This window comes from Rhizobium sp. SEMIA4064, from assembly GCF_003025035.1.
Taxonomy (GTDB): Bacteria; Pseudomonadota; Alphaproteobacteria; order Rhizobiales; family Rhizobiaceae; genus Rhizobium; species Rhizobium paranaense.
Genome location: NZ_PYJN01000016.1, coordinates 91,755 through 111,204, shown reverse-complemented (window position 1 = coordinate 111,204; position 19,450 = coordinate 91,755). Strand labels below are relative to the sequence as shown.

The 19,450-nt window shown below is 60.8% G+C and carries 12 protein-coding genes; 10 read left to right on the top strand and 2 right to left on the bottom strand.

Annotated features, from left to right (window positions below):
* Positions 1-2: 2 nt before the first annotated feature.
* From C9E91_RS10530 to C9E91_RS10500, 7 genes are all read left to right on the top strand, one after another.
* On the top strand, positions 3-1,094 hold the full coding sequence (locus C9E91_RS10530) for an ABC transporter ATP-binding protein (protein ID WP_107108237.1): 1,092 nt from the start codon (positions 3-5) through the stop codon (positions 1,092-1,094).
* A 56-nt stretch (positions 1,095-1,150) separates the two neighbouring features.
* Positions 1,151-3,613, top strand: a complete 2,463-nt coding sequence (locus tag C9E91_RS10525; protein WP_107108236.1) for a beta-mannosidase — start codon at positions 1,151-1,153, stop codon at positions 3,611-3,613.
* Between the two features lie 80 nt (positions 3,614-3,693).
* Positions 3,694-4,455, top strand: coding sequence for a sugar phosphate isomerase/epimerase family protein (locus C9E91_RS10520; protein WP_107108235.1), 762 nt, complete (start codon positions 3,694-3,696; stop codon positions 4,453-4,455).
* 10 nt (positions 4,456-4,465) lie between these two features.
* Complete coding sequence (locus C9E91_RS10515) at positions 4,466-5,599, top strand: Gfo/Idh/MocA family protein (protein WP_107108234.1); 1,134 nt, start codon at positions 4,466-4,468, stop codon at positions 5,597-5,599.
* A 69-nt stretch (positions 5,600-5,668) separates the two neighbouring features.
* Positions 5,669-6,700, top strand: a complete 1,032-nt coding sequence (mgrA, locus tag C9E91_RS10510) for an L-glyceraldehyde 3-phosphate reductase (protein ID WP_107108233.1) — start codon at positions 5,669-5,671, stop codon at positions 6,698-6,700.
* A gap of 133 nt (positions 6,701-6,833) precedes the next feature.
* Positions 6,834-8,444: a glycoside hydrolase family 43 protein gene (locus C9E91_RS10505; protein WP_107108232.1), complete on the top strand. Its 1,611-nt coding sequence runs from the start codon at positions 6,834-6,836 to the stop codon at positions 8,442-8,444.
* Positions 8,445-8,674: 230 nt separating this feature from the next.
* Positions 8,675-9,004 carry an RcnB family protein gene (locus C9E91_RS10500; RefSeq protein ID WP_107108231.1) on the top strand — a complete coding sequence of 110 codons (330 nt, stop codon included), beginning with the start codon at positions 8,675-8,677 and terminating at the stop codon, positions 9,002-9,004.
* 136 nt (positions 9,005-9,140) lie between these two features.
* Here C9E91_RS10500 and C9E91_RS10495 read toward each other — a convergent pair whose 3' ends face one another.
* A complete protein-coding gene (locus C9E91_RS10495; RefSeq protein WP_107108230.1) occupies positions 9,141-16,109 on the bottom strand; it encodes an apolipoprotein A-IV repeat region-like domain-containing protein in 6,969 nt (2,322 codons plus the stop codon).
* Between the two features lie 491 nt (positions 16,110-16,600).
* On the opposite strand from C9E91_RS10495, the gene C9E91_RS10490 reads away from it, so the two are divergent.
* Positions 16,601-16,969 carry an Hpt domain-containing protein gene (locus tag C9E91_RS10490; protein ID WP_107108229.1) on the top strand — a complete coding sequence of 123 codons (369 nt, stop codon included), beginning with the start codon at positions 16,601-16,603 and terminating at the stop codon, positions 16,967-16,969.
* A gap of 151 nt (positions 16,970-17,120) precedes the next feature.
* Positions 17,121-17,441: a 2Fe-2S iron-sulfur cluster-binding protein gene (locus C9E91_RS10485; protein ID WP_107108228.1), complete on the top strand. Its 321-nt coding sequence runs from the start codon at positions 17,121-17,123 to the stop codon at positions 17,439-17,441.
* Positions 17,442-17,857: 416 nt separating this feature from the next.
* Here C9E91_RS10485 and C9E91_RS10480 read toward each other — a convergent pair whose 3' ends face one another.
* A complete protein-coding gene (locus C9E91_RS10480) occupies positions 17,858-18,478 on the bottom strand; it encodes a DUF922 domain-containing Zn-dependent protease (RefSeq protein ID WP_107108532.1) in 621 nt (206 codons plus the stop codon).
* Positions 18,479-18,581: 103 nt separating this feature from the next.
* Here C9E91_RS10480 and folP point away from each other — a divergent pair, with 103 nt between their 5' ends.
* Positions 18,582-19,445, top strand: a complete 864-nt coding sequence (folP, locus tag C9E91_RS10475; RefSeq protein WP_107108227.1) for a dihydropteroate synthase — start codon at positions 18,582-18,584, stop codon at positions 19,443-19,445.
* Positions 19,446-19,450 lie beyond the last annotated feature (5 nt).

Below are 19,450 nucleotides of genomic sequence, written 5' to 3'. Positions count from 1 at the left end.
CCATGACCAGCAGCGTTTCCATCAAAGACCTGTCGCTTGATTTCGGCGCGGTCACGGTTCTGAAAAACCTCAACCTCGAGATCAACGACGGCGAATTCCTCGTGCTGCTCGGCTCGTCCGGCTGTGGCAAGTCGACATTGCTCAACTGCATCGCCGGCCTGCTGGACATCACCGAAGGCAAGATCTTCATCAAGGGCAAGAACGTCACCTGGGAAGAGCCCAAGGATCGCGGCATCGGCATGGTGTTCCAATCCTATGCGCTCTATCCGCAGATGACGGTTGAAAAGAACCTTTCCTTTGGGCTGCGCGTCGCCAAGCTGCCGCAGGCGGAGATCGACAAGCGCATCGCGCGGGCCGCTGAGATCTTGCAGATCCAGCCGCTCTTGAAGCGCAAGCCGGCCGAGCTTTCGGGTGGCCAGCGCCAGCGCGTAGCGATCGGCCGTGCCCTGGTGCGCGATGTCGACGTGTTCCTGTTCGATGAGCCCTTGTCGAACCTCGATGCCAAGCTGCGTTCGGAACTGCGCGTCGAAATCAAGCGTCTGCACCAGTCGCTGAAGAACACGATGATCTATGTCACCCACGACCAGATCGAGGCGCTGACGCTTGCCGACCGCATCGCCATCATGAAGAGCGGCATCATCCAGCAGCTCGACGATCCGGCAACGATCTACAACAGGCCGCGCAATCTCTTCGTTGCCGGCTTCATCGGATCGCCGTCGATGAATTTCCTGCATGGCGAGCTGGTGAGCCGCGAGGGCAAGATAGCCTTCGCCACCAATGATGTGATTTTCTCGCTCGCTGGCTATGATGCCGGCGAGGCATTGGAGCCGGGCCGTAAGGTCATTCTCGGGGTTCGGCCCGAGCACATCAAGGTGAACGAGGATCTGGGTCCCGATACGGAGGTGCACAATGCGACCGTCGATATCGAAGAGCCGATGGGTGCCGATAACCTGCTTTGGCTCAAGCACGCTGGCCACACCATGTCGGTGCGTATCAACGGGGCGCGGCGCTTCAGCGCGGGTGCGCGTGTGAAGCTCGGCTTCGATATGTCGCTCGCCTCGCTCTTCGACGCTGAGACAGAGCTCAGAATATAATCACATGAATGGAGGCGGCTTTTGTCGCCTCCATATGCAGCGGTTCTGGAGGTCCGATGTCGTCTTCACTTAATGGCACTTTTTTTGTCGATCTGGCTGGTCAGTGGCGGCTCACCTCGCCGGACAGCGATCATTCCATCTCCATGCCCGTGCCGGGCGACGTCCATACCGCCCTTCATGCCGCAGACGTCATTCCGGATCCCTATTTCGGCCGCAACGAAGAGGTGGTGCAGTGGGTCGCAAAGCAAGATTGGCAAGTCGAACGTAGCTTTACGCTCGATGATGCAGAAGGCGACTGGTATCTCGACATCGACTATCTGGACACGGTCGCGAGCGTTTATGTCAACGATACGCTCGTCCTCGAAGGCGACAATTGCTTCCAGCGCTACCGCCCAGATGTCTCCAAGGCACTGAAGACGGGCCAGAATACCGTCCGCATCGTGCTGCATTCGAGCATCAAGGCGGGTGCGGAACTTCAGGCAAAGCAGCCGTTCTACATTCCCTACAGCACCGCCAATTCGCCAATCCCGAACGGCAACATGCTGCGCAAGCCGCAATGCCATTTCGGCTGGGACTGGAATATCGCTGTCGCACCGCTCGGCCTCTACGGCACGGTTGCGCTGAAGAAGCTCGAGACTGCCCGCATCGAGAATGTAGTGACCCGCCAGGTGCACAATACCGACGGCTCGGTCGACCTGATGGTGACTGTGGCGCTGTTCGCAAGGGGCATCGGCGTAGCCCAAGTCTATTTCTCGCTCGGCGATGAACGTGTGCGGCTCGACATCGGCGTCAATGCCGGCGAGACCTCGGTGACGCATGTCCTCCATATCGACAAGCCAAAGCTCTGGTGGCCGGCTGGCAGCGGCGAACAGGCTCTTTACATGCTCTCCGTCGAGACCAATTCCGAGACGGTGACCCGGCAGATCGGTCTGCGCACCGTCGAGCTGATCACGGACGAGGATGAAGCGGGCAGCCGTTTTGCACTCAAGGTCAACGGACGCGAAATCTTCGCCCGCGGCGCCAACTGGATTCCGGCAGATGCGCTGTTTTCACGTTCAAGCCCTGCTTTGACCGAGGACCTGTTGCAGTCGGCCGCTGCAGCCAACATGAACATCATCCGCATTTGGGGCGGCGGTTTTTACGAACATGACTGGTTCTACGATATCTGCGACCGCCTGGGTCTGATGATCTGGCAGGACTTCATGTTCGCCTGCAATCTTTATCCCTCGACCGGCGATTTCCTGGGGAATGTTGAAGCGGAGGTCGGCTATCAGGTCAAGCGCCTGGCGACGCACCCGTCGATCGTGCTCTGGTGCGGCGACAATGAGCTCGTGGGGGCGCTCACCTGGTTCGAGGAATCCCGCAGGGATCGCGACCGCTATCTTGTTTCCTACGATCGCCTGAATCGGACGATCGAGCAGGCGATGAAGAAAGCTGCGCCGGACGCGATCTGGTGGCCGTCGAGCCCGGCGTCCGGCTATCTCAATTTCGGCGACGCCTGGCATGCCGACGGCTCCGGCGACATGCATTACTGGTCGGTCTGGCACGAGAACAAGTCCTTCGACAATTACCGTTCCGTGCGCCCGCGCTTCTGCTCGGAATTCGGTTTCCAGTCCTACACGTCGCTGCCTGTCATCAAGACCTATGCCGCCGCCAAGGATATGAATATCGCGTCGCCGGTGATGGAACTGCACCAGAAGAATGCCGGCGGCAACGAGCGCATCGCCGGCACGATGTTCCGCTATTTCCGCTTCCCGAAGGACTTTCCGAATTTCGTCTACCTGAGCCAGGTGCAGCAGGGCCTCGCCATCAAGACGGCGGTGGAATATTGGCGGTCGCTCAAGCCGCATTGCATGGGCACCATCTATTGGCAGCTCAATGACACTTGGCCGGTGGCTTCCTGGTCGAGCCTCGATTACGGCGGGCGTTGGAAGGCGATGCATTATCTCGTGCGCCGCTTCTTCCAGCCGGTTTCGGTCGCAGCCATTCCCTCCGAGGACAACCAGACCATCCGCTTCTCGCTCGTCAATGACACCAATGCCGATGTCACCGTCGACATTGCCGTGTCGCTGCTCAAGCTCGATGGCGAGCGCGTGCCGCTGACGAAGGCTCATGCGGTCTGCACGCCGGATGCGGCCGTCACCGCGCTGTCGATCGACGTATCTCAGGTGCCGGCCGATTGCCTGTTGGCGTGGCATTTCACCGCATCGAACGGAATGGGCGGCGAGGGGCACTATGTTCACGGCACCTACAAGGCTTTGGAGCTTCAACCCGCAGGTCTTACCGTGCAACGGGAGGAGATCGAGGAGGACGGCACGTTGCAGCTCACCGTGACGGCGAAGGGATTGGCGCTGTTCGTGATGATCGAAAGCGAGACGGAAGGGCGTTACTCCGACAACGCCTTCGATCTTGCCGCCGGTGAGAGCCGCCGCATCGTCTTCACGCCGGCTAAACCGCTTGCCGGCAGCGTTCCCGACTTCCGCTTCTACGATTTGCAGTCCAGCCAATCGGTGGACTGAGATACCAGCCGCCTTTCGGTGGCGACTTACGGGCCGCAGGCCCAAAACAGACGGCCGCGAGGCCATTGGAGGAAATATCGATGACGAAACTTGGATTCCAGCTTTATAGCGCCCGCAATTTTCAGCCTTATTCGGATATCCTCGCAAAGCTCGGCAAGGCCGGTTATGCGGAAGTCGAAGGTTTTGGCGGCATCTATTCCGATCTGGACGAAGCTGGTTTGAAGAGCCTGCGTGCCGAGCTCGACAAGAACGGCCTGGCCATGGCGAGCGGCCATTTCAGCCCGGATTTCCTTGATGGGCAGGTGCAGAAATCGCTGACCGTTGCCAAGGTCCTCGGCATGGATTCGATCTATGCGCCGCACTTGGCCGCCGATCAGCGCCCGAAGGATGCTGCCGGCTGGCTCGCTTTCGGCAAGCGTCTGCATGAGATGAGCAAGCCCTACAAGGATGCCGGCTTCGAGTTCGGTTGGCACAATCACGACTTCGAATTCGTCAAACAGGCCGATGGCTCGCTGCCGATCGAACAGATCTTCGAAGGCGCTCCGGATATCTCCTGGGAAGCTGATATTGCCTGGGTCGTCCGCGGCGGCGCAGATCCCTTCGCATGGATCGAAAAGCTCGGCTCGCGCATTTCCTCCGTCCACGTCAAGGACATCGCCCCGGCTGGCGAAAACAAGGATGAAGACGGCTGGGCCGACCTCGGTCACGGCACTGTCCCGTGGCCGAAGCTGATTAAGGCGCTCGCCGGCACCAAGGCAAAGCACTATGTGCTCGAGCACGACAATCCGAGCGATATCGATCGCTTGATCACCCGTTCCATCGCATCCTTCAAGACCTACTGAGGCATTCCACATGACTAAGGAACTTGGCGTCGGCATCATCGGATGCGGCAATATCTCAACCACCTATTTCAAGCTTTCTCCGCTCTTCAAGGGCCTGAAAGTGCTCGCCTGCGCTGATATCAACATGGACGCGGCGCGCCTGCGCGCCGAGGAATATCAGGTGAAGGCGCAAACGATCGACGAACTGCTCGCCAATGACGAGCTCGACGTCATCGTCAACCTGACGATCCCGGATGCGCATTTCCCGGTTTCCAAGCGCATCCTGGAGGCCGGAAAGCACGTCTACTCCGAAAAGCCGCTGGTGCTGACGCTGGAGCAGGGCGAAGAGCTGCGCCGTATCGCCAAGGAAAAGGGGCTTGCCGTCGGCTGCGCTCCAGACACCTTCCTCGGCGGCGCCCATCAGCTCGCTCGCAAGTTCATCGACGACGGCGGCATCGGCCGTATTACCTCGGGCGCCTGCTATGTCATGAGCCCGGGCATGGAAATGTGGCATCCGAACCCGGACTTTTTCTTCCTGCCGGGCGGCGGTCCGATCCTTGATCTCGGCCCCTATTACGTCGCCAACCTCATCAACCTGATCGGCCCGGTCAAGCGTGTCGGCGCCATGACGTCGATGGCGTCGGAAACCCGTACCATCACCAGCGAGCCGCGCAGCGGCGAGGTCATCCCGGTGAAGACGCCGACGACGATCCAGGCGCTGCTGGAATTCGTCAGCGGCGCAACGGTGACATTGACGGCAAGCTGGGATGTCTGGTCGCATCGCCATGCCAATATGGAACTCTACGGCACCGAAGGTTCGCTCTACGTGCCCGATCCAAACTTCTTCGGCGGCACGGTCGAAGCCAGCGGCCGCAGCAAGGACATCAAGCCAATCGATGAATGGGCGCATCCTTTCGGCATTATCAATCAGGAGAGCCCGAACGGCGCACGAGCCAACTACCGCACGGCAGGCCTTGCCGACATGGCGGCAGCACTGATCGAGGGCCGCGATGCCCGCTGCTCGCTCGACCGTACGCTGCACGGTGTCGATGTCATGACCTCGATCCTGAAATCGGGTGCGGAGAACCGTTTCATCGATCTGACCACGACCTGCACGCAGCCGGCCGCACTTGGCATCGAAGAGGCGCAGGAGCTCTTGAAGTGAGCGCGGGAAAAGCTAGTTTGCGCGCGGGTAATTAGCCCGCGCGTTTTTCATCACAGAGGAATTGGAACTATGGCTTGGCAACCGGCATCCGATCGCTATGCGAACATGAAATACAACAGAACAGGCCGCTCCGGTCTGAAGCTGCCGGCGGTTTCGCTAGGGCTCTGGCACAATTTCGGCGGTGATACCCCGCATGATCGCAAGGTCGACATGTGCCGCACCGCTTTCGATCTCGGCATCACCCATTTCGACCTCGCCAACAATTACGGTCCGCCTCCCGGCAGCGCCGAAACCGCCTTTGGCGAAATTCTGCGCACCGATTTCGCCGGCCTGCGCGACGAGCTGATCATTTCCTCCAAGGCCGGCTACGACATGTGGCCGGGTCCCTATGGCGAATGGGGCAGCCGCAAATACCTGATCGCTTCCTGCGACCAGAGCCTGAAGCGCATGGGTCTCGACTATGTCGATATCTTCTATTCGCATCGCTTCGATCCGGATACGCCGCTGGAAGAGACCTGCGGTGCGCTCGATCATATCGTTCGTTCGGGCAGGGCGCTTTATGTCGGTATCTCCTCCTACAATTCGCAGCGCACCCGCGAAGCCGCAGCCATTTTGAAGGATCTCGGCACGCCCTGCCTGATCCACCAGCCGAGCTATTCCATGCTCAATCGCTGGGTCGAGGATGACGGCCTTGTGGACGTGCTGGAAGACCTCGGCATCGGCTCGATTGTCTTCTCGCCGCTTGCACAGGGGATGTTGACCACGAAATATCTGGGCGGCATTCCCGAGGACAGCCGCGCTGCCCAGAACCATTTCCTGAAGCGCGACTTCATCCGTCCGTCGATCATCGACAATATCCGCAAGCTCAACGAGATCGCGGAGAAGCGTGGCCAGACGCTGGCGCAAATGGCGATCGCGTGGGTTCTGCGCGGCGGCCGCGTTACCTCCGCACTGATCGGCGCCAGCCGCTCGTCGCAGATCGTCGATTGCGTCAAGGCGCTCGACAATCTCGAATTTACCGCAGGAGAGCTCAAAGAGATCGATGTCTACGCCCGCGAGGCTGACATCAATCTCTGGGCCAAGTCGGCCGAGCGCGAATAAGCATTCAGGACGCCCGGAACCAGCTTCCGGGCGTTTTTCTTTGTCTGCGTCGTGATCGGCAGGCCGTTGCCGGTGGCGTATCCATAGCTGTGCGAACGGCGCATATTGCATGTTCTCTGGAGGAGATGGTTCCATGATCCGCAACCCGATTTTGCCGGGCTTCAACCCCGATCCATCCATCTGCCGCGTGGGCGAGGATTACTACATCGCCACCTCGACCTTCGAATGGTATCCGGGCGTGCAGATCCATCATTCGCGCGATCTGGTGAATTGGACGCTGGTGCGCCGGCCGCTGGAGCGGGCCTCGCAGCTCGACATGCGCGGCGAGCCGGATAGCTGCGGCATCTGGGCGCCATGCCTTTCCTATGCCGATGGCCTGTTCTGGCTGGTCTATACCGACGTCAAACGCTACGATGGCAATTTCAAGGATGCGCATAACTACATCGTGACGTCGCCGACGATCGAGGGCGAATGGTCCGAGCGGTCCTACGTCAACTCATCGGGCTTCGATCCCTCGCTCTTCCATGATGATGACGGCCGCAAATGGTTCGTCAACATGCAGTGGAACCACCGCACCGAGAGCTATGGCGGCTCGCCGAAGACGCCGGCCTTCGACGGTATTCTGCTGCAGGAATGGGATGCGCAGACGAAATCGCTGAAGGGGCCGATCAAGAATATCTTTGCCGGCACCGAACTCGGTTTGGTCGAGGGACCGCATCTCTTCAAGCGGAACGGTTGGTACTATCTGACGACGGCCGAAGGCGGCACGGGCTATGACCATGCCGTCACCATGGCGCGTTCGCGCAATATCGATGGACCCTACGAGCTGCATCCGAACAAGCATCTCATCACCTCGAAGGATCATCCGGAAGCGGCATTGCAGCGGGCAGGGCATGGCCAATATGTCGAAACATCAGATGGCCAGTTCTATCACACGCATCTCTCGGGCCGGCCGCTACCGCCGCATCGCCGCTGCACGCTCGGGCGCGAAACCAGCCTGCAGAAATGCGTCTGGAAGGAAGATGAGTGGCTCTACCTCGAAAACGGCACGGTGGTTCCCGATGTCGAGGTGCAGGGCCTACGCCACGCGCTGCCCATCGAGAAGCCGCGCCGCAGCGGCTACAATTTCGATGGCGCCGAGCTACCGAAGGATTTCCAGTGGTTGCGTACGCCGCAGCCGGAACGCATCTTCAGCCTGACGGAACGGCCCGGTCACCTGCGTCTATTTGCGCGAGAAAGCATCGGCTCCTGGTTCGAACAGGCACTCGTTGCCCGCCGGCAGGAGCATCACAGCTTCCGCGCCGAAACGGTCATCGAGTTTCAGCCCGACACCTATCAGCAGGTCGCTGGCCTGACGCACTACTATAACCGGTTCAAGCTGCACGCGATTGTCGTCACCCTGCACGAAAAACTTGGCCGTTCCGTCACGATCATGACCTGCGGCGGCGATTACCCGAATGGTCGGCTGAGCTTCCCGATCGGAGGCGGCGTCTCCGTTCCGAATGGACGTATCCAGCTTGCCATGGAGGTCCACGACAACGACCTGCAGTTTTTCTGGCAGGCCGAGGGCATGGGAGCATGGCTGGCTATCGGCCCGGTCCTCGACGCTGGCGTCATTTCCGACGAGGGCGGCCGTGGCGAACATGGTTCCTTTACGGGCGCCTTCACCGGCATGTTTGCCTTCGATACGTCAGGCCGGGCAAAGACGGCTGATTTCGATTGGTTTAACTACGACGAGCTGTGAACTGTTTTCGATTTGTCGATCGCTCACCTGCCTGCCTTTGTTCGCAAGGGCGGGCGGGATTGTTTTTGAGCTGCCGCCTGTCACTAAACTTACGTATTTGTTCGATTAACAAATGCTCGCAAACGCATAATTTCTATTACAAAATTGTAACAATCTCTTCAGATTCGCTTCACCTCTTGCAGGATAACTCTGCCCGCAGATAATAAGAAAATAAATTGAGGAAACATTCGATGAAAAAGCTCTTCTCCGTCCTGCTCGCCGCTTCGGTTCTGGCAACCCCGCTGGCGATGGCGTCCGAAGCCAGTGCGGCGCCGGAGAACAAGCAGGCTGTCGTCGTTGAGAAAAATGGCGCCAAGAAGAAAGTTGTCGTCCGCAAGGGCGATTGGGTGAAGGGGCGTCGGCTATCCGCTTCCGATCGCAGCCGCGCGGCCAGCGTCGATTATCGCCGTTATCACCTGTCGGCTCCGCCACGCGGCTATCATTGGGTTCGCATCCACAACAGCTTCCTGCTTGTCGGTATCACCAGCGGTTTGATCTCCAAAGTGCAGGTCGCTCACTGAACTCAGTCTGACATCGGAATGAAAAGGCGGCCCGGCGGGCCGCTCTTTTTGTGACGCATTTTCCCCGTATTTCGGCTTGAATCAAAAATCCCCGGCTCGATGACCGGGGATTTTTGTTTGCGCATTATCCGAGCTATCAGCTCAAACGTCCCGCCGCATGCGCCAGCATGGTGTAGACCTTGCCGGTGTCGGAGGTCAGGTAGGACTGCGTGACGCTGCGGTCACGGTCGGTACGGGCGACGTCCGCAAGCAGCTTTTCGAAATCGGCGATATAGCGATCGACGGCGGTGCGGAATTCCGGCTCGCGGTCGTATTTGCGCTTGATCTCGTCAAAGGTCTGCTGGCCCTTCAGCGTGTAGAGGCGGCGAGTAAAGACATCCCGCTCGCCGCGCTGATAACGCCGCCACAGATCGACAGAAGCATCGTGGTCGATGGCCCGGGCGATATCGACCGAAAGCGAGTTCAGCGATTCGACCACATGCCGCGGATTACGCGCGACCGGTGCTGCCTCCGTCTGCGGGCGTGGTGCAGCCTGGCGGGCCGGCGGCAGGTCGGCAAGGTCGTCGCGCGACGCGCCGCGCAGAAGATCGCTGATCCAGCCGCCGCCAGCCGCCGTTTCCTGGCGGGCCGGAGCCGGCGTCTCGATCGGGCGCGGCTGCGGCGCAACCGGACGCTCGGTGATGGTGCCACGGAGGCCCAAAGCCTCGATCGGCGGCTGCTGTGGCTGAGGCACCGGCTGCTGCGGTATCGACTGCTGCGGCGCCGGTTGCTGTGCTATCGGCTGAACGGGCGCCTGCGGGGCAGGCTGCTGGGGCCGGGGAGTTGCCGCAACCGGAGCCGGCGCTGCCGGGGCAGGTGCCGCCGGACGAGGACGCTGAGCCGGCTGCGCATCGGCCAGCGCACGGGCCGAAGGCTCGGAGATTTCCAACTGCTGCGTCGAGCGGCCGACGATCTGCGAAATGTCCTGCAGTGCCTTGATCTGTTCGGCAACGGCGCGGCGCATGGCGGCAGCGCTTTCCTTGGCCTCTTCCGGCAGGTCGAAGGCGCCGCGCTTCAGTTCGCTGCGGGTCAGGTCGAGTTCCCTGCGGATGTCGCCTGCCGAGCGGCGGATCTCGTCGGTGGCGCCCGAGAAGCGGCCGACGGCATCGTCGACGGCGACGCGCAGTGTCTCGCGCAACTGCTGGGCTGCGCCGTCCGAAGTTTTGCTGGCTTCTGTCAGCATATGCTCGATGTCGGCGATCGAAGCGGAGAGACCGCCGCGGAGACGGTTCGTCAGCTCGCCCGAGCGACGCTCGGCGTTGGCGAAGGTACCGTCTATCGTCTGGTTGGCTTCTTCGCCCGCCTTCTGAAGCGCGCTGCGCATGCTTTCCGCAGCCTGTTCGGCGCGGGTTTCCGCGTCGGAGAGCACACGGCCGATATCGGCGAAGGAGGATTGAACGCCCTGGCGCAGATTGCCGGTGACCTGGTTGGAGCGCTGTTCGGCGCGGTCGAAGGCGCTTTCCACCATGCTGCCGAGGGCGCGCATGGTGTTTTCGATCTCCTCTGAGCGCTGCACCAGGCCAATGGACAGGTTCTGCAACGCCGTTTCGCGTTCTTCCAGCGTCGAGACGAGGTTCGACTGTGCAGCACCCAAGAGCTGGGAGGCCTGCGACAGAACCTTGGAATGCTCGTCGAAGCGGCCGATGATGCCGCCGACCTGCGACAGCGTCTTGCCGGAAACATCCGAGAGCTTGTCGACCTTGCCTTCGAGAAGCCGCGTCGAGGCAGACACCATTTCGCCCGCCTTCGATGCGGAGTCGGCGAACCGGGCCGATGTCGCGTTGAGGCGGCCGTCGATGGTGGCGAATTCCTCGGCGGCACTCGTCAGCATGCCGGCGATCGCGGAGTTGTTCTCCGCCAGTCGCTCGATGATGCCGTTGACGCTGGCAAGAAGGTTGTTCTCCAGCGCGCTGACTGCGTTGGCGGCATGTTCGGTGCGAGCCGAGATTGCTGCCAGCGTATCATTGGTACGCGAGGCGATCGCGTTGATCAGAGCGGCGTTTTCGGCGCGCAAACGATCGCTGCTTTCCTGAGCGGCGGCCGAGATGAGCGCTGCGGCTTCCTGGCCGGTCGCAGCGTAGCGGTCGACGATCGGGCGGGCCTTCTCATCGATCAGGCGCGACAACTCGCTGGAGCGGCCGGCGAGCATGGAGTTCAGCTCACGCGTGCGCTCGTCCAGCGAAGAACGGATCGACGTGCCGCGGGCTTCCAGAGCCTTGTCGACATCGGCAAGCGTCGAGTTGATCTCGCGAGCACGATCTTCAAGGCTGGTGCGGATCGCATTGCTGCGCTCGTCGAGCGAGCGCTCGACCTGCGCCATGGTGGAGGCGATCTGTTCGCTGCCACCGGCGAGCGTGTTGCGGATGGCGGCGCCGCGTGCTTCCAGCGACTGCTCTGCGGACGACAGCGCCTGCGAAATGGCGTTGACCTGGTTGCCGACGAGGCCCTCAGCCTCTGCAACCTTGTTGACGATCGCGTTGCCGGCTTCTGAGAATGTCTGAGCGACTGCAGCCGCCTGGCTCGCCAGACGGTTATGCGTTTCGGAGACGCGCGTGACGATCTCTTCGGAACGCTCGTTCATGGAGCGGGTAAAGGCATCGCTGCGGTTGCCGAGATCGTCGGCGAATTGCTGGCCGGTGCGGGCAAGCAGGTCGGCCGTGCGCGTCGCCTCGCTGTCCATGCCCTGAGCGGCATCGGCAACGGCAGTGCGCAACGTCGTGGCGAGGTTCGTGGCCTTGCCTTCGATGGTGCGGTTGACGGCTTCGAGGCCGACATTCAGAGCGCGGTCCATGGTCGATAGGCGCTCTTCGATGTGGGCGCTGCCGCTTTCGAGCGCCTGGCTCAGATTGGCCGTGCGGCTATCGATCGCTTCCGCCATGGTTGCCAGGCGATTGTCGAGCGCGGCTGCAATGCGGGCCGCAGCGTCGCCGCCGCTACGGTCGATCTGCGTGACGCCGCTCGAAAGCGTGTCGGACAGTCGGTTACCGGCAGCATCGACCTGCGCTGCAACGCCGCCGACGCCATCATGGATACGGTTTTCGAGGGCGGACAGGCTGGCTTCAACGCGCGAACCGGTCTCGGCGAAGCGGCTGGTCATGCCGTCGATGGACTGGTTGAGGTTGGAAGAGAATGTCTCGGCCGAGCGCGTGATGTCGCCGGCTGCCTGCTGAATGCGACCGGCAATATCGCCCGCGCCGCCATGCAGCCGGTCCTCGAGCGCTCTTGCACTGGCGTCGATGGTCTGGCGCAGCGAAGCTTCGCGATCTTCCAGCGACATTTCCAGCATGCTGGCGCTGGTGGCGATCGAGGTGCCGATCGCGGTTGCCTGTTCAGTCAGCGTATTGTCGAGCTGCGCATGGGCATCACGCAGCGTCAGGCTGATGGCGTTGCTGCGGTCCTCGAGGGTGTTGCGCATCCGCTCATAGGCGGAGGCAAGGTTTTCGTCCATCTGCGACAGGCCGATGCCCAGCGTGTTTTCGAGCTGGCGCGTCGTGGTGTTGAGCGCGCTTTCGATGCGCTCGGCCGAACCGCCAACGACGGTTTCGAGGCGGTCGCTGCTGCTGCCGAGCAGGCCGGAGAGCGCTTCGGTATGAGCGCTGAGCGAGCGGTCGAGACGATCCTGATTTTCGGTATAAGCGGCGCGGATGGCATCGGCCTTGTCGCCAAAGGCACCGGCGACGCGGGATTCCGCACCGGCGACGCTATCGAGCAGGGCGTTGGAACGGGATTCCAAAGCACTCTCGAAACGGCTCTGATTTTCGGCGAGCGTGATGGCGAATGCCATGCTCTTGTCGTCGAGCGCATCGGTCAGCGCCGCATGGCCGCTGGTAACGGAGTGGGCAATCGCCTCGGCGCTGTTTGCCAGCGTTTCCTCGATGCGAGCCTGATTGTCTGACAACGCGATGGCAAGCGCCAGCGTCTTGTCGTCGAGGCTGCTGACGATCTTGTCGTGCGTGCCAGCGACCGTATCGGAGAGCGCGTCCAATCGGCTGGAAAGGGCATCTTCAAGCCGCGATTGCGTGTCGGAAAGCGAAATGGCCAAGGCCATCGCCTTTTCGTCCAGCGCGTCGGCAAGGCTGCTGTGGCTGCCCGTGAAGGCGTTGGTGATCGCTTCGGCGCGATTGGACAGCGTTTCCTCGAGGCGCGACTGGCCGGTCGTCAATGCTGCCGCCAGAGCCTTGGTCTTGCCGTCCAGCGTATCTGCGACGCCTTCGGCGTGGCCAGAAAGAGTATCTTCCAGGCGGGCCTGGCTCTCGGAGAGCGCAACGGCAAGCGCCATCGTCTTGTCGTCGAGCGTGTCGGCGAGTTTGCTATGCGTATCGGCAATCGCGCTCGTCAGGCCTTCGACACGACCAGAGAGCGTTTCTTCGAGACGGGACTGGCTATTGCTGAGTGCCGCGGCCAGTGCTCTCGTCTTGTCATCCAGGGTGCTGGCCAGTGCGTTGTGCGTATCGGCAATCGCGCCGGTGAAGCCCTCGACGCGACCGGACAACGTGTCTTCCAGGCGTGCCTGGCTGTCGGAGAGAGCGATGGCCAGCGCCATCGTCTTGTCGTCGAGCGTGTCGGTGAGCTTGTCGTGCGTCTCCGCCAGCGCGCTGGTCAGGCTTTCGGCCCGGCCCGTGAACGTGTCTTCGATGCGCGACTGGCCATCGGAGAGGGCGATGGCGAGCGCCATCACCTTGTCGTCCAGGGTATCGGCGAGCTTGCTGTGGGTTTCGGCAACGGTGCTGGTAATCGCATCGGCGCGGCTTGCGAGCGTATTTTCAAGACGAAGCTGGTTTTCGGCCAGCGAAATGGCCAGCATCGAGGTGCGCTCGTCGAGGGCTGCGGTCAGATGCTCATGGCTGCCGGTGACGGCATTGATGATACCCTCGGAGCGGTCAGTCAGAGTCTGCTCGAAACGTGACTGGTTGTCCGAGAGCGCGCCAAAGAGGGAGGCGCTGCGCTCGGCCATGACGGCGTCGATGCGCTCGTGCGCCGAACCAAGCGCCTGCGTGATTTCGCCGGTGCGGGCCGAAAGCGTATTGTTGATCTCGCTGGCGCGGCCGAGGAAGGTGTTGGTGAGCTCGCTCGTGCCCTTGTTGAGGGCGGAGGAGATATCCGACGTCGCCGTCTGCAGCGCCTTGGTGAATTCGCCCGAATGTGCCGCAAGCGTATCGTTGAGTTCGTTGGAGCGGCCGGCGAAAGCGGATGTCAGTTCCTCGGTTCCGCTCTTCAACGCGGCGGAGACGTCACGCGTTACGCCTTGGACGGCGGAGGTGAAGGTGCCCGCATGAGAGGAAAGGGCGGAGTTCAGCTCGTTGGTTCCGGAGGCGAGGGCCGAGGTAATTCCGTTCGTTGCGCCCTCGAGAGCGGAGGCGATCTCGAGGGCCTTGGAGCCGATCGCGCTTTCCAGCACTTCCTGGCTGGTGGCGAGCGTCGTTGCCAGCGCAAAGGACTGGTCGGTCAGCGAAGAACCGAGGCGCTCGATGCTGGAATTCAGGATGCCGTCGATGGCATCCGAGCCGCCGCTCAGCGTTTCGTTGATCCGTGTCAGGCTTTCCGACAATTTGCTGTCCAGCGAGCCGGCACGCTTGTCGAAAGCGGAGGTGAACTCCGAGACGCGTTCGTCGAAGGCCGTCGAAATCTGCGCCACGGTCGACTGCATACGCTCTTCGAAGAAGCCGGTGCGCAGGTCGATGTCCATAATAGTGTCGTCGGCAGTCGACTGCAGGCTCTGGCGGAAGCTTGCGCCCTTTTCATCAAGGGCGCTGTTGAGCTTGGAGAGCACATTGTCGAGTGTGCCGGTGATCGAGCGTTCGCTGCCGGTCAGGCTTTCGCTGATTTCACGCGTGCGGGCGACCAGAGTCTCGTTCAATTGACGGGCGCGTTCGTTGAGCGCGGTGTTCAGCTTGTCGGTGTTGGCATCGAGCGTGGAGGCGCGGGTTTCGAACTGGCCCAACAGCTCCTTGCCGCGTTCCGCCAGCGTCGATGACAGCGATTCAAGACGCGTATCGAATTCCTGGCTCAGCGCAAAGCCGGACGCATTGAGATTCTGCAACAGGCTGTCGGTCTTGGCGGCGAGCAGGGTGCCGAGCGTCTCTACGGCGGTATCGGTTTTCTCCATCAGCGTCGCTGCGCGCGTATCGATCATGGAAGCGAAAGCTTCGCCCGAGGTCGACAGGCGCACGGCAATTTCCTCGGTCGCCAGCGACAGATCTTCCTTGATCTGGTCGTGAACACCAACGATCGACGAGCGGATGCGTTCGGCGTGGTTGACGATGGCGTCGCGTTCCGAGCCGAGTTCATGCACGAGGCCGCGCACGCGCAGTTCGTTATCGGCGTAGCTGCGCTCCAGCGCATTGACTTCGGTATGAACCAGCGTCTCAAGCTCAGTGGCGCGTGCGATCGTCCGCTCGATGCCTTCGTTCATGGCCGAGACTTCGCGGCGCACCGCCTGACCGACGGTCATGATGCGTTCGGAAGCAACGGTTTCCGGCTCGGCGAGGCGCAGCGCGACTTCCGCCATCGAGCGGGCCGCATTGCGCATATCCTGGGCCCGCGAAATCATCATGCCGAAAGCATAGAAGAGAAGGACGGGAACGATGATGCCGATGATGCATGCGATGACGCCGGGAAGGGCGGCGAGATCGGCGACCGTGCGGATGTTCAGGAGCTGCGAGCCGTAAAGCAGAAAAGCGAGGCCGATGCCGCCGATGATCCAGAACAGCGAGAAGATCGTCGCGTTACGGACGGCGCGGCTCTGCGAACCGCCATCGAGGGATTTCAGGATGCTGGCCGGGCTGACGCGGTTGGCGTCATTGGCCGGAGCAAAGATCGGGCTCTTCGGCACTTCGGTCGGCCGGGCCGCTGCGGCGCTCCGCGCGGCGGCTGCCTTGCGTGCCGCATCATCCTGGGTCTGTCTTGCAGGCGGATTCGATGGCTCAGACACTCTTGTCTCCGGGGTGTCAGGCGTTGAACCGTTGCGAGGCTCCAAGGTCTCGTCACTGAAATCGATCTGCAAAGCTTCATCCAAAGCCTGAAAGGCCTTGTCTTCGATCGACTCGATGTACTTTTTGTTCGCCATACGGTTACGCCTCGTTACAACTCGATCGGGCCTGCCGTGTCTTCTCCGGAAATCCGCCAACGTCCGGAAAAGACGAACCTGCCTCCCGTTAGGTCACCCGCCTCGACTGACGCCGGAGGTGGATTTCCCATTACATTTCATAGTGGATATCCGCTTTTTCAAACGAATGGTATTAAAACATTACCACTATCCACCCCTTGGGCAAAGGCATGTGCCATGAACCCAATTTGCCAGTACCGTAGTGACACATTCCCCCATGCGTGACAATTAATTCCACGGCTGGAGTCTTGTCCCATTAAGTCATTGTTAACACTTTTCATCTGCGCAACTTGCTGAAAACCTAATAATTTAGCCATGTTTAACGCGCATTAACCATGTCGGCAGATTTAGGCCCCACCTGTGCCAAAATTTAACTGGATCGCCATCGGCTGGCCGCAACCATACGGCAGATCCCAGAGACAGTTATAGATATAAGACGGGAGACTTGGCACATGGCAGCATTGAATATCGCGTTCGAAGCTCCGGACAATTCGCGGGGTGCGGCGCCGTCGCGAGAGCGGGCGATCGATCTGGTTCACCTGGCGAAGCAGACGATGGGCGACAAGGCGCTCGAAGTGGAAGTGCTTCAGATGTTTGCCCGGCAGGCGCGGTCCTGTCTGCAGGAAATCGGCTGCGGCGATCGCAAGCGTGCAGCGGCCGCATCGCATCGGTTGAAGGGCGCGGCAAGTGCCGTCGGTGCGTTCAAGGTGGCCGATGCCGCCAATGCGCTCGAAAGCGATGTCGGTGATGCCGCGCGCATGGCTGCTGTCACGGCCTGCGTCATCGAGGCTGAGAACTTCATTCTGAAGTTGTCGCGTTGAGCTGACGCCGCGCGCGATCACTTGATCTTTGCCATTGCGCCGCCAAACGGTTTCTGCCGTTTCGGCGGCGCAATTGTTGACTGCCCCCGGGAATTGTTGGAAGAAAAATTCCGGATCCTCCCTTCACTCACGAATACCGGAATTCAATCACATGACCAAATTGACCATCGTCGCTTTCGACGGCACCCGTTTTGATCTCGACGCCGACGAGGGCTCCACCGTGATGGAAAATGCCGTACGCAATTCCGTACCAGGCATCGAAGCGGAATGCGGCGGCGCCTGTGCATGCGCCACCTGTCATGTCTATGTCGACGAGGAGTGGGCCGAGAAGGTCGGCGGCCCGGAAGCGATGGAAGAAGACATGTTGGATTTCGCCTTCGATGTCCGCCCGAGTTCGCGTCTCTCCTGTCAGATCAAGCTGACGAAGGCGCTTGACGGCCTCGTCGTGCATGTTCCGGAGCGCCAAGCCTGAGGCCTACCTCCCAGCAGATTTGGGATGCGTCAACAAAAAGAAGCCCCGCTCAGCTTGTCGCAGCGAGCGAGGCAAGGCGGGCGCATCACCAACAGGCAAGGGAGGAAACACCTGCGGCTTCAGGACGCGCCAGGAGAACACTGGACGCACGCGTTACACGTCAACTCGACGGCGCGGCGGGACGAATAACCCGTCAACGCAAGAACTTTGATCGGTCTTTGCGAAAACCCCTCCGGCTTCCGATGATAAGCCGCCGAAGCGGATCACCCCGATATTTGATAGGAAAAACCTATTTCAGATTCTCGTAAAGTTCAAAAATGAGAAGTTGTGAATGATTCACAGGTATAGTGACAGTTTTCACACAGATTGCTGTGGTCAGGACGCAATTTTCGCGAAAAAAGTGTCTTAGCGACCCGTCATTCACCAGTTTGCTGGCTGCGATAGGTCATCAGCCTCTGGATGCGGCTCTGAAAATTGATCGCCTCGATTTTGTCGAATCGGGCCTGATCCTCATCATGCAACTGTGTTTCCTGCGTGGTGACCGCGTTTGCCTTGTCCTGAAGCGTGTCACAATCCTTGGCGGAAGGCAGGGCAAGGATCGACTGTTCCATCCGCCGCGCATGTTCGCGCGCAATCTCCGCGTGCCGGTCCTCGTGGCGGCGGATATCCGCCGAGAGCGTATCCCAAATCATCGACAGTTGCCGGCTCGCATGCCGACGGTCGCGCCAGCGCGGCAGAATGATTTCGGTGTCGACCGTAATCCTGACGTCGGAGATATAGCAGCGGCCGTTCCGCTCTGCGTATGTTGCACTGCCGCCGAAGCGAACCTTGGTTGCGCCGGGATGGCGGCTGCTGGAGCCCATCGTAACCGGCCCGTGCGCATTCAATGACGCATCGAGCGCATCGGCGCTGTCGCCCTTGATATCGAAATAGGAGACGGATTTGCGGGCGACCACCTCCGCGTCGGCGCCGGTGGAAATGCCGCACAGAAGCAATAGGATAAGCGAGACACGGATCTGTCGGCGTGCAAACGGCATTCGTGCTGCTACCAGGTTGAACTTCGACGGAGCTTGCGGCATAGCCACTGCAAGCGCAATATCCGGCGCGAGGTTTTTTCATTTTCAATGGGATGGACGGATCGTGACAGAGCTTCGCAGCCATAGCTGGCATGTCGCGCATGGGCGCAGCCTCGATGTCGGCGAACGGAGCGCCATCATGGCGATCGTCAACGTGACGCCGGATTCTTTTTCCGACGGCGGACACTATGAGGCGGTCGACGCGGCGGTCGCACATGCGCTTGCCTGCGTGGAGGAAGGGGCAGCCATCATTGATATCGGCGGGGAATCGACCAAGCCGGATGTCGAGGCAGTCAGCGCCACCGAGGAGCAAGGGCGCGTTCTGCCGGTCATCGAAGCGCTGCGCGGCAAGACGGATGCGCTGATCTCCATCGATACCTATCGTGCCGATACCGCAAGACTGGCGATCAGTGCCGGCGCGCACATCGTCAACGATGTCTTCGGCCTGCAGCGCGAGCCGGAAATTGCAACGCTGGCGGCGCAGACGGGCGCCGGGCTTTGCATCATGCATACCGGTCGCGAACGGACAAAGCTTCCTGACGTCATCGACGACCAGGTGCTGTTTCTCAGCCGATCGCTCGATATCGCAGCAGCGGCCGGCGTGAACAGGCAGAGTATCGTTCTCGATCCCGGCTTCGGTTTCGCCAAGGATGTCGAGGAAAATCTGGAGCTGATGGCGCGCTTCACGGCACTGCTCCGCTTCGAACTGCCTTTGATGACCGGCACCTCGCGCAAACGATTCGTGGGCGCCGTTACCGGACGGGAAGCGCCGGATCGGGATGTGGGGACCGCTGCGACCAGTGCTATATTGCGTTTGCAAGGTGCGGCAATTTTTCGGGTACACAATGTCGCAATCAACAGGGATGCCCTGGCGGTTGCCGATGCTATCCTCAAGACACGGGCGAAATTAGGCGGCAGGACGCCATGAGCGAT

Excerpts from the sequence above, each read along its gene's own strand:
- C9E91_RS10500 (WP_107108231.1), top strand. The coding sequence starts at position 8,675 with ATGAAAAAGCTCTTCTCCGTCCTGCTCGCCGCTTCGGTTCTGGCAACC.
- C9E91_RS10485 (WP_107108228.1), top strand. The coding sequence starts at position 17,121 with ATGACCAAATTGACCATCGTCGCTTTCGACGGCACCCGTTTTGATCTC.
- C9E91_RS10525 (WP_107108236.1), top strand. The coding sequence starts at position 1,151 with ATGTCGTCTTCACTTAATGGCACTTTTTTTGTCGATCTGGCTGGTCAG.
- C9E91_RS10495 (WP_107108230.1), bottom strand. The coding sequence starts at position 16,109 with ATGGCGAACAAAAAGTACATCGAGTCGATCGAAGACAAGGCCTTTCAG.
- C9E91_RS10490 (WP_107108229.1), top strand. The coding sequence starts at position 16,601 with ATGGCAGCATTGAATATCGCGTTCGAAGCTCCGGACAATTCGCGGGGT.
- C9E91_RS10480 (WP_107108532.1), bottom strand. The coding sequence starts at position 18,478 with ATGCCGTTTGCACGCCGACAGATCCGTGTCTCGCTTATCCTATTGCTT.
- C9E91_RS10520 (WP_107108235.1), top strand. The coding sequence starts at position 3,694 with ATGACGAAACTTGGATTCCAGCTTTATAGCGCCCGCAATTTTCAGCCT.
- mgrA (WP_107108233.1), top strand. The coding sequence starts at position 5,669 with ATGGCTTGGCAACCGGCATCCGATCGCTATGCGAACATGAAATACAAC.
- C9E91_RS10530 (WP_107108237.1), top strand. The coding sequence starts at position 3 with ATGACCAGCAGCGTTTCCATCAAAGACCTGTCGCTTGATTTCGGCGCG.
- C9E91_RS10515 (WP_107108234.1), top strand. The coding sequence starts at position 4,466 with ATGACTAAGGAACTTGGCGTCGGCATCATCGGATGCGGCAATATCTCA.
- C9E91_RS10505 (WP_107108232.1), top strand. The coding sequence starts at position 6,834 with ATGATCCGCAACCCGATTTTGCCGGGCTTCAACCCCGATCCATCCATC.